Source organism: Turicibacter sp. H121, assembly GCF_001543345.1.
GTDB lineage: Bacteria > Bacillota_I > Bacilli_A > MOL361 > Turicibacteraceae > Turicibacter > Turicibacter bilis.
Genome location: NZ_CP013476.1, coordinates 1,300,001 through 1,315,000 on the forward strand (window position 1 = coordinate 1,300,001; position 15,000 = coordinate 1,315,000).

Here is a 15,000-nt window from a genome sequence, read left to right on the forward strand (position 1 = left end):
GGTGGTCATGTAGGCAAATCCGCATGGCATAACATTGAGCTGTGATGCCGAAGCCGAATGGCGAAGTCAACTGACGTCACGCTTCCAAGAAAAGCTTCTAGGGTTAATTTAATAAGTGCCCGTACCGATAACCGACACAGGTAGGCGAGGAGAGAATCCTAAGATGAGCGAGAGAACTCTTGTTAAGGAACTCGGCAAAATGACCCCGTAACTTCGGGAGAAGGGGTGCTTGTGAAAGCAAGCCGCAGTGAATAGGCCCAGGCGACTGTTTATCAAAAACACAGGTCTCTGCTAAACCGCAAGGTGATGTATAGGGGCTGACGCCTGCCCGGTGCTGGAAGGTTAAGAGGAGAGGTTAGCGCAAGCGAAGCTTTGAATTGAAGCCCCAGTAAACGGCGGCCGTAACTATAACGGTCCTAAGGTAGCGAAATTCCTTGTCGGGTAAGTTCCGACCCGCACGAAAGGCGTAACGATCTGGGCGCTGTCTCAACAAGAGACTCGGTGAAATCATAGTACCTGTGAAGATGCAGGTTACCCGCGACAGGACGGAAAGACCCCGTGGAGCTTTACTGTAGCTTGATATTGAGCACTGGTGGCACATGTACAGGATAGGTAGGAGACGAAGAAACCAGGACGCCAGTCTTGGTGGAGTCGCTGTTGGGATACTACCCTTGTGTCACTGGGGTTCTAACCCGTGGCCCTTATCGGGTCAGGGAACAGTGTCAGGTGGGCAGTTTGACTGGGGCGGTCGCCTCCCAAAGAGTAACGGAGGCGCCCAAAGGTTCCCTCAGAATGGTTGGAAATCATTCGAAGAGTGTAAAGGCAGAAGGGAGCTTGACTGCGAGACCTACAAGTCGAGCAGGGACGAAAGTCGGGCTTAGTGATCCGGCGGTACCGAATGGAAGGGCCGTCGCTCAACGGATAAAAGCTACCCCGGGGATAACAGGCTGATCTCCCCCAAGAGTTCACATCGACGGGGAGGTTTGGCACCTCGATGTCGGCTCATCGCATCCTGGGGCTGTAGTCGGTCCCAAGGGTTGGGCTGTTCGCCCATTAAAGCGGTACGCGAGCTGGGTTCAGAACGTCGTGAGACAGTTCGGTCCCTATCCGTCGTGGGCGTAGGAAATTTGAGAGGAGCTGTCCTTAGTACGAGAGGACCGGGATGGACACACCGCTGGTGTACCAGTTGTTCTGCCAGGAGCATAGCTGGGTAGCTACGTGTGGACGGGATAAACGCTGAAAGCATCTAAGCGTGAAGCCCCCCTCAAGATGAGATTTCCCATTCGAAAGAAGTAAGATCCCTTGAAGACGACGAGGTTGATAGGTCAGGAGTGGAAGTGTGGTGACACATGGAGCGGACTGATACTAATCGATCGAGGACTTAACCAAAGAAACTGAAGAAGATATCTAGTTTTGGAAGATTAACAACATCTTTCAATGGTCTAGTGATGATGGCAAGGAGGGCACACCTGTTCCCATACCGAACACAGAAGTTAAGCTCCTTAGCGCCGAGGGTAGTACGCAAGTGCGAGAGTAGGACGTCGCTGGGCCAAACCTATATGCGGGTGTAGTTTAATGGTAGAACTTCAGCCTTCCAAGCTGACTGTGAGAGTTCGATTCTCTTCACCCGCTCCAATTCGAATAGTCGCACTCTTTGAGTGCTTTTTTTATCCCTTGTGAGAATATGAAATAAGGATGATAAAAAAAATAAAAAAGTGTTTGACAGTATTCGACAATCATGGTAAGATAACAAGGTCGTCAGAAATGAACGATACAAGGAAACGAAATAAAAAGTTTCGAAAAAAAGTTTAAAAAGTGTTTGACAGAAAGAGACAGACATGATAAACTAATAAAGTCGCCAAAACAAGGTGACACGAAGTTCTTTGAAAACTAAACAGAACGTCAACAAACATTTATTTAAGAATTAAGTTTCTTAAGGAAGCTTAGGATAAAAACAAACATTTAATTATGGAGAGTTTGATCCTGGCTCAGGATGAACGCTGGCGGCGTGCCTAATACATGCAAGTCGAGCGAACCACTTCGGTGGTGAGCGGCGAACGGGTGAGTAACACGTAGGTGATCTGCCCATCAGACGGGGACAACGATTGGAAACGATCGCTAATACCGGATAGGACGAAAGTTTAAAGGTGCTTCTGGCACCGCTGATGGATGAGCCTGCGGCGCATTAGCTAGTTGGTAGGGTAAAGGCCTACCAAGGCGACGATGCGTAGCCGACCTGAGAGGGTGAACGGCCACACTGGGACTGAGACACGGCCCAGACTCCTACGGGAGGCAGCAGTAGGGAATCTTCGGCAATGGGCGAAAGCCTGACCGAGCAACGCCGCGTGAATGATGAAGGCCTTCGGGTTGTAAAATTCTGTTATAAGGGAAGAACGACTTTAGTAGGAAATGGCTAGAGTGTGACGGTACCTTATGAGAAAGCCACGGCTAACTACGTGCCAGCAGCCGCGGTAATACGTAGGTGGCGAGCGTTATCCGGAATTATTGGGCGTAAAGAGCGCGCAGGTGGTTGATTAAGTCTGATGTGAAAGCCCACGGCTTAACCGTGGAGGGTCATTGGAAACTGGTCGACTTGAGTGCAGAAGAGGGAAGTGGAATTCCATGTGTAGCGGTGAAATGCGTAGAGATATGGAGGAACACCAGTGGCGAAGGCGGCTTCCTGGTCTGTAACTGACACTGAGGCGCGAAAGCGTGGGGAGCAAACAGGATTAGATACCCTGGTAGTCCACGCCGTAAACGATGAGTGCTAAGTGTTGGGGGTCGAACCTCAGTGCTGAAGTTAACGCATTAAGCACTCCGCCTGGGGAGTACGGTCGCAAGACTGAAACTCAAAGGAATTGACGGGGACCCGCACAAGCGGTGGAGCATGTGGTTTAATTCGAAGCAACGCGAAGAACCTTACCAGGTCTTGACATACCATTGACCGTTCTAGAGATAGGATTTTCCCTTCGGGGACAATGGATACAGGTGGTGCATGGTTGTCGTCAGCTCGTGTCGTGAGATGTTGGGTTAAGTCCCGCAACGAGCGCAACCCCTGTCGTTAGTTGCCAGCATTCAGTTGGGGACTCTAACGAGACTGCCAGTGACAAACTGGAGGAAGGTGGGGATGACGTCAAATCATCATGCCCCTTATGACCTGGGCTACACACGTGCTACAATGGTTGGTACAAAGAGAAGCGAAGCGGTGACGTGGAGCAAACCTCATAAAGCCAATCTCAGTTCGGATTGTAGGCTGCAACTCGCCTACATGAAGTTGGAATCGCTAGTAATCGCGAATCAGAATGTCGCGGTGAATACGTTCCCGGGTCTTGTACACACCGCCCGTCACACCACGAGAGTTTACAACACCCGAAGTCAGTGGCCTAACCGCAAGGAGGGAGCTGCCTAAGGTGGGGTAGATGATTGGGGTGAAGTCGTAACAAGGTATCCCTACCGGAAGGTGGGGATGGATCACCTCCTTTCTATGGAGAAAGAGACGTTCTGTTTAGTTTTGGAAGAATTTCTTCCAAAGTTGATCTTTGAAAACTAGATATCTTCATTCAGAAGAAACAAACAATAGATTTGATTTAGGTTAAGTGAATAAGGGCGCACGGAGGATGCCTTGGCACTAGGAGTCGAAGAAGGACGCGACAAACGGCGAAACGCCTCGGGGAGCTGTAAGTGAGCATTGATCCGGGGGTATCCGAATGGGGAAACCCGCTAGTGGTTATACGCTAGCACCATATGGTGAATACATAGCCATATAGGAGACAGACCCAGGGAACTGAAACATCTAAGTACCTGGAGGAAAAGAAAGAAAAATCGATTCCCGTAGTAGCGGCGAGCGAAGTGGGAAGAGCCCAAACCGGATTTATCCGGGGTTGTAGGACCTTCATAATTGACAAATCATGATAGCCGAATGGTCTGGGAAGGCCAACCGTAGGGGGTGAGAGTCCCGTAGGTGAAATTGTGAGATGCATGGAAGGAATCCTGAGTACGGCGGGACACGTGGAATCCCGTCGGAATCAACGAGGACCATCTCGTAAGGCTAAATACTACCTAGTGACCGATAGTGAACCAGTACCGTGAGGGAAAGGTGAAAAGAACCCCGGAAGGGGAGTGAAAGAGAACCTGAAACCGTGTGCCTACAAATAGTCAGAGCCCGTTAATGGGTGATGGCGTGCCTTTTGTAGAATGAACCGGCGAGTTACGATATCGTGCGAGGTTAAGCAGAAGATGCGGAGCCGTAGCGAAAGCGAGTCTGAATAGGGCGAAGAGTACGATGTTGTAGACCCGAAACCGTGTGAGCTAGCCATGAGCAGGCTGAAGGTCAGGTAACACTGACTGGAGGGCCGAACCAGGGCACGTTGAAAAGTGCTTGGATGACTTGTGGCTAGGGGTGAAATTCCAATCGAACACGGATATAGCTGGTTCTCTCCGAAATAGCTTTAGGGCTAGCCTCGATGTTAAGTCTACTGGAGGTAGAGCACTGAATGGGTGATGGCCCCACCTCGGGGTACTGATCTCAATCAAACTCCGAATGCCAGATAGATATAATCGGGAGTCAGACTGTGGGTGATAAGGTCCATGGTCAAAAGGGAAAGAGCCCAGACCGCCAGCTAAGGCCCCCAAGTGTCCGTTAAGTGGAAAAGGATGTGGAGATGCACAGACAACTAGGAGGTTGGCTTAGAAGCAGCCATCCTTTAAAGAGTGCGTAATAGCTCACTAGTCGAGTGACTCTGCGCCGAAAATGTACCGGGGCTAAACGGACCGCCGAAGCTGCGGATTGACTTTAGAGTCAGTGGTAGGAGAGCGTTCTAACAGCGGTGAAGCAGTACCGGAAGGAGCTGTGGAGCGGTTAGAAGTGAGAATGCCGGTGTGAGTAGCGAAAGATAGGTGAGAATCCTATCCATCGAAAGCCTAAGGTTTCCAGGGGAAGGCTCGTCCGCCCTGGGTAAGTCGGGACCTAAGGTGAGGCCGAAAGGCGTAGCCGATGGACAACAGGTTGATATTCCTGTACCACTTATTAAACTGATGGAGTGACGGAGAAGGCTAAGTTGAGCGTGTGATTGGATTCACGTGTAAGCAGTGAGGTGGTCATGTAGGCAAATCCGCATGGCATAACATTGAGCTGTGATGCCGAAGCCGAATGGCGAAGTCAACTGACGTCACGCTTCCAAGAAAAGCTTCTAGGGTTAATTTAATAAGTGCCCGTACCGATAACCGACACAGGTAGGCGAGGAGAGAATCCTAAGATGAGCGAGAGAACTCTTGTTAAGGAACTCGGCAAAATGACCCCGTAACTTCGGGAGAAGGGGTGCTTGTGAAAGCAAGCCGCAGTGAATAGGCCCAGGCGACTGTTTATCAAAACACAGGTCTCTGCTAAACCGCAAGGTGATGTATAGGGGCTGACGCCTGCCCGGTGCTGGAAGGTTAAGAGGAGAGGTTAGCGCAAGCGAAGCTTTGAATTGAAGCCCCAGTAAACGGCGGCCGTAACTATAACGGTCCTAAGGTAGCGAAATTCCTTGTCGGGTAAGTTCCGACCCGCACGAAAGGCGTAACGATCTGGGCGCTGTCTCAACAAGAGACTCGGTGAAATCATAGTACCTGTGAAGATGCAGGTTACCCGCGACAGGACGGAAAGACCCCGTGGAGCTTTACTGTAGCTTGATATTGAGCACTGGTGGCACATGTACAGGATAGGTAGGAGACGAAGAAACCAGGACGCCAGTCTTGGTGGAGTCGCTGTTGGGATACTACCCTTGTGTCACTGGGGTTCTAACCCGTGGCCCTTATCGGGTCAGGGAACAGTGTCAGGTGGGCAGTTTGACTGGGGCGGTCGCCTCCCAAAGAGTAACGGAGGCGCCCAAAGGTTCCCTCAGAATGGTTGGAAATCATTCGAAGAGTGTAAAGGCAGAAGGGAGCTTGACTGCGAGACCTACAAGTCGAGCAGGGACGAAAGTCGGGCTTAGTGATCCGGCGGTACCGAATGGAAGGGCCGTCGCTCAACGGATAAAAGCTACCCCGGGATAACAGGCTGATCTCCCCCAAGAGTTCACATCGACGGGGAGGTTTGGCACCTCGATGTCGGCTCATCGCATCCTGGGGCTGTAGTCGGTCCCAAGGGTTGGGCTGTTCGCCCATTAAAGCGGTACGCGAGCTGGGTTCAGAACGTCGTGAGACAGTTCGGTCCCTATCCGTCGTGGGCGTAGGAAATTTGAGAGGAGCTGTCCTTAGTACGAGAGGACCGGGATGGACACACCGCTGGTGTACCAGTTGTTCTGCCAGGACATAGCTGGGTAGCTACGTGTGGACGGGATAAACGCTGAAAGCATCTAAGCGTGAAGCCCCCCTCAAGATGAGATTTCCCATTCGAAAGAAGTAAGATCCCTTGAAGACGACGAGGTTGATAGGTCAGGAGTGGAAGTGTGGTGACACATGGAGCGGACTGATACTAATCGATCGAGGACTTAACCAAAGAAACTGAAGAAGATATCTAGTTTGGAAGATTAACAACATCTTTCAATGGTCTAGTGATGATGGCAAGGAGGGCACACCTGTTCCCATACCGAACACAGAAGTTAAGCTCCTTAGCGCCGAGGGTAGTACGCAAGTGCGAGAGTAGGACGTCGCTGGGCCAAACCTATATGCGGGTGTAGTTTAATGGTAGAACTTCAGCCTTCCAAGCTGACTGTGAGAGTTCGATTCTCTTCACCCGCTCCAATTCGAATAGTCGCACTCTTTGAGTGCTTTTTTTATCCCTTGTGAGAATATGAAATAAGGATGATAAAAAAAATAAAAAAGTGTTTGACAGTATTCGACAATCATGGTAAGATAACAAGGTCGTCAGAAATGAACGATACAAGGAAACGAAATAAAAAGTTTCGAAAAAAAGTTTAAAAAGTGTTTGACAGAAAGAGACAGACATGATAAACTAATAAAGTCGCCAAAAACAAGGTGACACGAAGTTCTTTGAAAACTAAACAGAACGTCAACAAACATTTATTTAAGAATTAAGTTTCTTAAGGAAGCTTAGGATAAAAACAAACATTTAATTATGGAGAGTTTGATCCTGGCTCAGGATGAACGCTGGCGGCGTGCCTAATACATGCAAGTCGAGCGAACCACTTCGGTGGTGAGCGGCGAACGGGTGAGTAACACGTAGGTGATCTGCCCATCAGACGGGACAACGATTGGAAACGATCGCTAATACCGGATAGGACGAAAGTTTAAAGGTGCTTCTGGCACCGCTGATGGATGAGCCTGCGGCGCATTAGCTAGTTGGTAGGGTAAAGGCCTACCAAGGCGACGATGCGTAGCCGACCTGAGAGGGTGAACGGCCACACTGGACTGAGACACGGCCCAGACTCCTACGGGAGGCAGCAGTAGGGAATCTTCGGCAATGGGCGAAAGCCTGACCGAGCAACGCCGCGTGAATGATGAAGGCCTTCGGGTTGTAAAATTCTGTTATAAGGGAAGAACGACTTTAGTAGGAAATGGCTAGAGTGTGACGGTACCTTATGAGAAAGCCACGGCTAACTACGTGCCAGCAGCCGCGGTAATACGTAGGTGGCGAGCGTTATCCGGAATTATTGGCGTAAAGAGCGCGCAGGTGGTTGATTAAGTCTGATGTGAAAGCCCACGGCTTAACCGTGGAGGGTCATTGGAAACTGGTCGACTTGAGTGCAGAAGAGGGAAGTGGAATTCCATGTTAGCGGTGAAATGCGTAGAGATATGGAGGAACACCAGTGGCGAAGGCGGCTTCCTGGTCTGTAACTGACACTGAGGCGCGAAAGCGTGGGAGCAAACAGGATTAGATACCCTGGTAGTCCACGCCGTAAACGATGAGTGCTAAGTGTTGGGGTCGAACCTCAGTGCTGAAGTTAACGCATTAAGCACTCCGCCTGGGAGTACGGTCGCAAGACTGAAACTCAAAGGAATGACGGGGACCCGCACAAGCGGTGGAGCATGTGGTTTAATTCGAAGCAACGCGAAGAACCTTACCAGGTCTTGACATACCATTGACCGTTCTAGAGATAGGATTTTCCCTTCGGGGACAATGGATACAGGTGGTGCATGGTTGTCGTCAGCTCGTGTCGTGAGATGTTGGGTTAAGTCCCGCAACGAGCGCAACCCCTGTCGTTAGTTGCCAGCATTCAGTTGGGGACTCTAACGAGACTGCCAGTGACAAACTGGAGGAAGGTGGGGATGACGTCAAATCATCATGCCCCTTATGACCTGGCTACACACGTGCTACAATGGTTGGTACAAAGAAAGCGAAGCGGTGACGTGGAGCAAACCTCATAAAGCCAATCTCAGTTCGGATTGTAGGCTGCAACTCGCCTACATGAAGTTGGAATCGCTAGTAATCGCGAATCAGAATGTCGCGGTGAATACGTTCCCGGGTCTTGTACACACCGCCCGTCACACCACGAGAGTTTACAACACCCGAAGTCAGTGGCCTAACCGCAAGGAGGGAGCTGCCTAAGGTGGGGTAGATGATTGGGGGTGAAGTCGTAACAAGGTATCCCTACCGGAAGGTGGGGATGGATCACCTCCTTTCTATGGAGAAAGAGACGTTCTGTTTAGTTTTGGAAGAATTTCTTCCAAAGTTGATCTTTGAAAACTAGATATCTTCATTCAGAAGAAACAAACAATAGATTTGATTTAGGTTAAGTGAATAAGGGCGCACGGAGGATGCCTTGGCACTAGGAGTCGAAGAAGGACGCGACAAACGGCGAAACGCCTCGGGGAGCTGTAAGTGAGCATTGATCCGGGGGTATCCGAATGGGGAAACCCGCTAGTGGTTATACGCTAGCACCATATGGTGAATACATAGCCATATAGGAGACAGACCCAGGGAACTGAAACATCTAAGTACCTGGAGGAAAAGAAAGAAAAATCGATTCCCGTAGTAGCGGCGAGCGAAGTGGGAAGAGCCCAAACCGGATTTATCCGGGGTTGTAGGACCTTCATAATTGACAAATCATGATAGCCGAATGGTCTGGGAAGCCAACCGTAGGGGTGAGAGTCCCGTAGGTGAAATTGTGAGATGCATGGAAGGAATCCTGAGTACGGCGGGACACGTGGAATCCCGTCGGAATCAACGAGGACCATCTCGTAAGGCTAAATACTACCTAGTGACGATAGTGAACCAGTACCGTGAGGGAAAGGTGAAAAGAACCCCGGAAGGGGAGTGAAAGAGAACCTGAAACCGTGTGCCTACAAATAGTCAGAGCCCGTTAATGGGTGATGGCGTGCCTTTTGTAGAATGAAACCGGCGAGTTACGATATCGTGCGAGGTTAAGCAGAAGATGCGGAGCCGTAGCGAAAGCGAGTCTGAATAGGGCGAAGAGTACGATGTTGTAGACCCGAAACCGTGTGAGCTAGCCATGAGCAGGCTGAAGGTCAGGTAACACTGACTGGAGGGCCGAACCAGGGCACGTTGAAAAGTGCTTGGATGACTTGTGGCTAGGGGTGAAATTCCAATCGAACACGGATATAGCTGGTTCTCTCCGAAATAGCTTTAGGGCTAGCCTCGATGTTAAGTCTACTGGAGGTAGAGCACTGAATGGGTGATGGCCCCACCTCGGGGTACTGATCTCAATCAAACTCCGAATGCCAGATAGATATAATCGGGAGTCAGACTGTGGGTGATAAGGTCCATGGTCAAAAGGGAAAGAGCCCAGACCGCCAGCTAAGGCCCCCAAGTGTCCGTTAAGTGGAAAAGGATGTGGAGATGCACAGACAACTAGGAGGTTGGCTTAGAAGCAGCCATCCTTTAAAGAGTGCGTAATAGCTCACTAGTCGAGTGACTCTGCGCCGAAAATGTACCGGGGCTAAACGGACCGCCGAAGCTGCGGATTGACTTTAGAGTCAGTGGTAGGAGAGCGTTCTAACAGCGGTGAAGCAGTACCGGGAAGGAGCTGTGGAGCGGTTAGAAGTGAGAATGCCGGTGTGAGTAGCGAAAGATAGGTGAGAATCCTATCCATCGAAAGCCTAAGGTTTCCAGGGAAGGCTCGTCCGCCCTGGGTAAGTCGGGACCTAAGGTGAGGCCGAAAGGCGTAGCCGATGGACAACAGGTTGATATTCCTGTACCACTTATTAAACTGATGGAGTGACGGAGAAGGCTAAGTTGAGCGTGTGATTGGATTCACGTGTAAGCAGTGAGGTGGTCATGTAGGCAAATCCGCATGGCATAACATTGAGCTGTGATGCCGAAGCCGAATGGCGAAGTCAACTGACGTCACGCTTCCAAGAAAAGCTTCTAGGGTTAATTTAATAAGTGCCCGTACCGATAACCGACACAGGTAGGCGAGGAGAGAATCCTAAGATGAGCGAGAGAACTCTTGTTAAGGAACTCGGCAAAATGACCCCGTAACTTCGGGAGAAGGGGTGCTTGTGAAAGCAAGCCGCAGTGAATAGGCCCAGGCGACTGTTTATCAAAAACACAGGTCTCTGCTAAACCGCAAGGTGATGTATAGGGCTGACGCCTGCCCGGTGCTGGAAGGTTAAGAGGAGAGGTTAGCGCAAGCGAAGCTTTGAATTGAAGCCCCAGTAAACGGCGGCCGTAACTATAACGGTCCTAAGGTAGCGAAATTCCTTGTCGGGTAAGTTCCGACCCGCACGAAAGGCGTAACGATCTGGGCGCTGTCTCAACAAGAGACTCGGTGAAATCATAGTACCTGTGAAGATGCAGGTTACCCGCGACAGGACGGAAAGACCCCGTGGAGCTTTACTGTAGCTTGATATTGAGCACTGGTGGCACATGTACAGGATAGGTAGGAGACGAAGAAACCAGGACGCCAGTCTTGGTGGAGTCGCTGTTGGGATACTACCTTGTGTCACTGGGGTTCTAACCCGTGGCCCTTATCGGGTCAGGGAACAGTGTCAGGTGGCAGTTTGACTGGGCGGTCGCCTCCCAAAGAGTAACGGAGGCGCCCAAAGGTTCCCTCAGAATGGTTGGAAATCATTCGAAGAGTGTAAAGGCAGAAGGGAGCTTGACTGCGAGACCTACAAGTCGAGCAGGGACGAAAGTCGGGCTTAGTGATCCGGCGGTACCGAATGGAAGGGCCGTCGCTCAACGGATAAAAGCTACCCCGGGATAACAGGCTGATCTCCCCCAAGAGTTCACATCGACGGGGAGGTTTGGCACCTCGATGTCGGCTCATCGCATCCTGGGGCTGTAGTCGGTCCCAAGGGTTGGGCTGTTCGCCCATTAAAGCGGTACGCGAGCTGGGTTCAGAACGTCGTGAGACAGTTCGGTCCCTATCCGTCGTGGGCGTAGGAAATTTGAGAGGAGCTGTCCTTAGTACGAGAGGACCGGGATGGACACACCGCTGGTGTACCAGTTGTTCTGCCAGGAGCATAGCTGGGTAGCTACGTGTGGACGGGATAAACGCTGAAAGCATCTAAGCGTGAAGCCCCCCTCAAGATGAGATTTCCCATTCGAAAGAAGTAAGATCCCTTGAAGACGACGAGGTTGATAGGTCAGGAGTGGAAGTGTGGTGACACATGGAGCGGACTGATACTAATCGATCGAGGACTTAACCAAAGAAACTGAAGAAGATATCTAGTTTTGGAAGATTAACAACATCTTTCAATGGTCTAGTGATGATGGCAAGGAGGGCACACCTGTTCCCATACCGAACACAGAAGTTAAGCTCCTTAGCGCCGAGGGTAGTACGCAAGTGCGAGAGTAGGACGTCGCTGGCCAAACCTATATGCGGGTGTAGTTTAATGGTAGAACTTCAGCCTTCCAAGCTGACTGTGAGAGTTCGATTCTCTTCACCCGCTCCAATTCGAATAGTCGCACTCTTTGAGTGCTTTTTTTATCCCTTGTGAGAATATGAAATAAGGATGATAAAAAAAATAAAAAAGTGTTTGACAGTATTCGACAATCATGGTAAGATAACAAGGTCGTCAGAAATGAACGATACAAGGAAACGAAATAAAAAGTTTCGAAAAAAAGTTTAAAAAGTGTTTGACAGAAAGAGACAGACATGATAAACTAATAAAGTCGCCAAAACAAGGTGACACGAAGTTCTTTGAAACTAAACAGAACGTCAACAAACATTTATTTAAGAATTAAGTTTCTTAAGGAAGCTTAGGATAAAAACAAACATTTAATTATGGAGAGTTTGATCCTGGCTCAGGATGAACGCTGGCGGCGTGCCTAATACATGCAAGTCGAGCGAACCACTTCGGTGGTGAGCGGCGAACGGGTGAGTAACACGTAGGTGATCTGCCCATCAGACGGGGACAACGATTGGAAACGATCGCTAATACCGGATAGGACGAAAGTTTAAAGGTGCTTCTGGCACCGCTGATGGATGAGCCTGCGGCGCATTAGCTAGTTGGTAGGGTAAAGGCCTACCAAGGCGACGATGCGTAGCCGACCTGAGAGGGTGAACGGCCACACTGGGACTGAGACACGGCCCAGACTCCTACGGGAGGCAGCAGTAGGGAATCTTCGGCAATGGGCGAAAGCCTGACCGAGCAACGCCGCGTGAATGATGAAGGCCTTCGGGTTGTAAAATTCTGTTATAAGGGAAGAACGACTTTAGTAGGAAATGGCTAGAGTGTGACGGTACCTTATGAGAAAGCCACGGCTAACTACGTGCCAGCAGCCGCGGTAATACGTAGGTGGCGAGCGTTATCCGGAATTATTGGGCGTAAAGAGCGCGCAGGTGGTTGATTAAGTCTGATGTGAAAGCCCACGGCTTAACCGTGGAGGGTCATTGGAAACTGGTCGACTTGAGTGCAGAAGAGGGAAGTGGAATTCCATGTGTAGCGGTGAAATGCGTAGAGATATGGAGGAACACCAGTGGCGAAGGCGGCTTCCTGGTCTGTAACTGACACTGAGGCGCGAAAGCGTGGGGAGCAAACAGGATTAGATACCCTGGTAGTCCACGCCGTAAACGATGAGTGCTAAGTGTTGGGGGTCGAACCTCAGTGCTGAAGTTAACGCATTAAGCACTCCGCCTGGGGAGTACGGTCGCAAGACTGAAACTCAAAGGAATTGACGGGGACCCGCACAAGCGGTGGAGCATGTGGTTTAATTCGAAGCAACGCGAAGAACCTTACCAGGTCTTGACATACCATTGACCGTTCTAGAGATAGGATTTTCCCTTCGGGGACAATGGATACAGGTGGTGCATGGTTGTCGTCAGCTCGTGTCGTGAGATGTTGGGTTAAGTCCCGCAACGAGCGCAACCCTGTCGTTAGTTGCCAGCATTCAGTTGGGGACTCTAACGAGACTGCCAGTGACAAACTGGAGGAAGGTGGGGATGACGTCAAATCATCATGCCCTTATGACCTGGGCTACACACGTGCTACAATGGTTGGTACAAAGAGAAGCGAAGCGGTGACGTGGAGCAAACCTCATAAAGCCAATCTCAGTTCGGATTGTAGGCTGCAACTCGCCTACATGAAGTTGGAATCGCTAGTAATCGCGAATCAGAATGTCGCGGTGAATACGTTCCCGGGTCTTGTACACACCGCCCGTCACACCACGAGAGTTTACAACACCCGAAGTCAGTGGCCTAACCGCAAGGAGGGAGCTGCCTAAGGTGGGTAGATGATTGGGGTGAAGTCGTAACAAGGTATCCCTACCGGAAGGTGGGGATGGATCACCTCCTTTCTATGGAGAAAGAGACGTTCTGTTTAGTTTTGGAAGAATTTCTTCCAAAGTTGATCTTTGAAAACTAGATATCTTCATTCAGAAGAAACAAACAATAGATTTGATTTAGGTTAAGTGAATAAGGGCGCACGGAGGATGCCTTGGCACTAGGAGTCGAAGAAGGACGCGACAAACGGCGAAACGCCTCGGGGAGCTGTAAGTGAGCATTGATCCGGGGGTATCCGAATGGGGAAACCCGCTAGTGGTTATACGCTAGCACCATATGGTGAATACATAGCCATATAGGAGACAGACCCAGGGAACTGAAACATCTAAGTACCTGGAGGAAAAGAAAGAAAAATCGATTCCCGTAGTAGCGGCGAGCGAAGTGGGAAGAGCCCAAACCGGATTTATCCGGGGTTGTAGGACCTTCATAATTGACAAATCATGATAGCCGAATGGTCTGGGAAGGCCAACCGTAGGGGGTGAGAGTCCCGTAGGTGAAATTGTGAGATGCATGGAAGGAATCCTGAGTACGGCGGGACACGTGGAATCCCGTCGGAATCAACGAGGACCATCTCGTAAGGCTAAATACTACCTAGTGACCGATAGTGAACCAGTACCGTGAGGGAAAGGTGAAAAGAACCCGGAAGGGGAGTGAAAGAGAACCTGAAACCGTGTGCCTACAAATAGTCAGAGCCCGTTAATGGGTGATGGCGTGCCTTTTGTAGAATGAACCGGCGAGTTACGATATCGTGCGAGGTTAAGCAGAAGATGCGGAGCCGTAGCGAAAGCGAGTCTGAATAGGGCGAAGAGTACGATGTTGTAGACCCGAAACCGTGTGAGCTAGCCATGAGCAGGCTGAAGGTCAGGTAACACTGACTGGAGGGCCGAACCAGGGCACGTTGAAAAGTGCTTGGATGACTTGTGGCTAGGGGTGAAATTCCAATCGAACACGGATATAGCTGGTTCTCTCCGAAATAGCTTTAGGGCTAGCCTCGATGTTAAGTCTACTGGAGGTAGAGCACTGAATGGGTGATGGCCCCACCTCGGGGTACTGATCTCAATCAAACTCCGAATGCCAGATAGATATAATCGGGAGTCAGACTGTGGGTGATAAGGTCCATGGTCAAAAGGGAAAGAGCCCAGACCGCCAGCTAAGGCCCCCAAGTGTCCGTTAAGTGGAAAAGGATGTGGAGATGCACAGACAACTAGGAGGTTGGCTTAGAAGCAGCCATCCTTTAAAGAGTGCGTAATAGCTCACTAGTCGAGTGACTCTGCGCCGAAAATGTACCGGGGCTAAACGGACCGCCGAAGCTGCGGATTGACTTTAGAGTCAGTGGTAGGAGAGCGTTCTAACAGCGGTGAAGCAGTACCGG

Annotated in this window: 3 tRNA genes and 10 rRNA genes (2 of these 13 only partly in view); all 13 read left to right on the forward strand. The window is 50.4% G+C overall.

From position 1 onward, the window contains the following. A 23S ribosomal RNA gene (locus tag AT726_RS06270) occupies window positions 1-1,389 on the forward strand (it extends 1,502 nt beyond the left edge of the window). Window positions 1,390-1,441: 52 nt separating this feature from the next. Then, window positions 1,442-1,550, forward strand: a 5S ribosomal RNA gene (gene rrf / locus AT726_RS06275). A gap of 11 nt (window positions 1,551-1,561) precedes the next feature. Then, window positions 1,562-1,635 (forward strand) — tRNA-Gly (locus tag AT726_RS06280). 330 nt (window positions 1,636-1,965) lie between these two features. Next, a 16S ribosomal RNA gene (locus AT726_RS06285) occupies window positions 1,966-3,482 on the forward strand. Window positions 3,483-3,590: 108 nt separating this feature from the next. Beyond that, window positions 3,591-6,478: ribosomal RNA gene (locus tag AT726_RS06290) — 23S ribosomal RNA — on the forward strand. Between the two features lie 51 nt (window positions 6,479-6,529). Further along, window positions 6,530-6,638 (forward strand): 5S ribosomal RNA (rrf, locus tag AT726_RS06295). Between the two features lie 11 nt (window positions 6,639-6,649). Then, window positions 6,650-6,723: transfer RNA gene (locus AT726_RS06300), tRNA-Gly, on the forward strand. Window positions 6,724-7,054: 331 nt separating this feature from the next. Continuing rightward, window positions 7,055-8,562: ribosomal RNA gene (locus AT726_RS06305) — 16S ribosomal RNA — on the forward strand. Window positions 8,563-8,670: 108 nt separating this feature from the next. After that, window positions 8,671-11,554 (forward strand): 23S ribosomal RNA (locus tag AT726_RS06310). 52 nt (window positions 11,555-11,606) lie between these two features. After that, window positions 11,607-11,715 (forward strand): 5S ribosomal RNA (rrf, locus tag AT726_RS06315). A 10-nt stretch (window positions 11,716-11,725) separates the two neighbouring features. Continuing rightward, window positions 11,726-11,799: transfer RNA gene (locus AT726_RS06320), tRNA-Gly, on the forward strand. A 329-nt stretch (window positions 11,800-12,128) separates the two neighbouring features. After that, window positions 12,129-13,642 (forward strand): 16S ribosomal RNA (locus AT726_RS06325). 108 nt (window positions 13,643-13,750) lie between these two features. After that, window positions 13,751-15,000 (forward strand): 23S ribosomal RNA (locus AT726_RS06330); it runs 1,639 nt beyond the window's last position. The 16S, 23S and 5S rRNA genes sit together here with 3 tRNA genes alongside, the layout of an rRNA operon.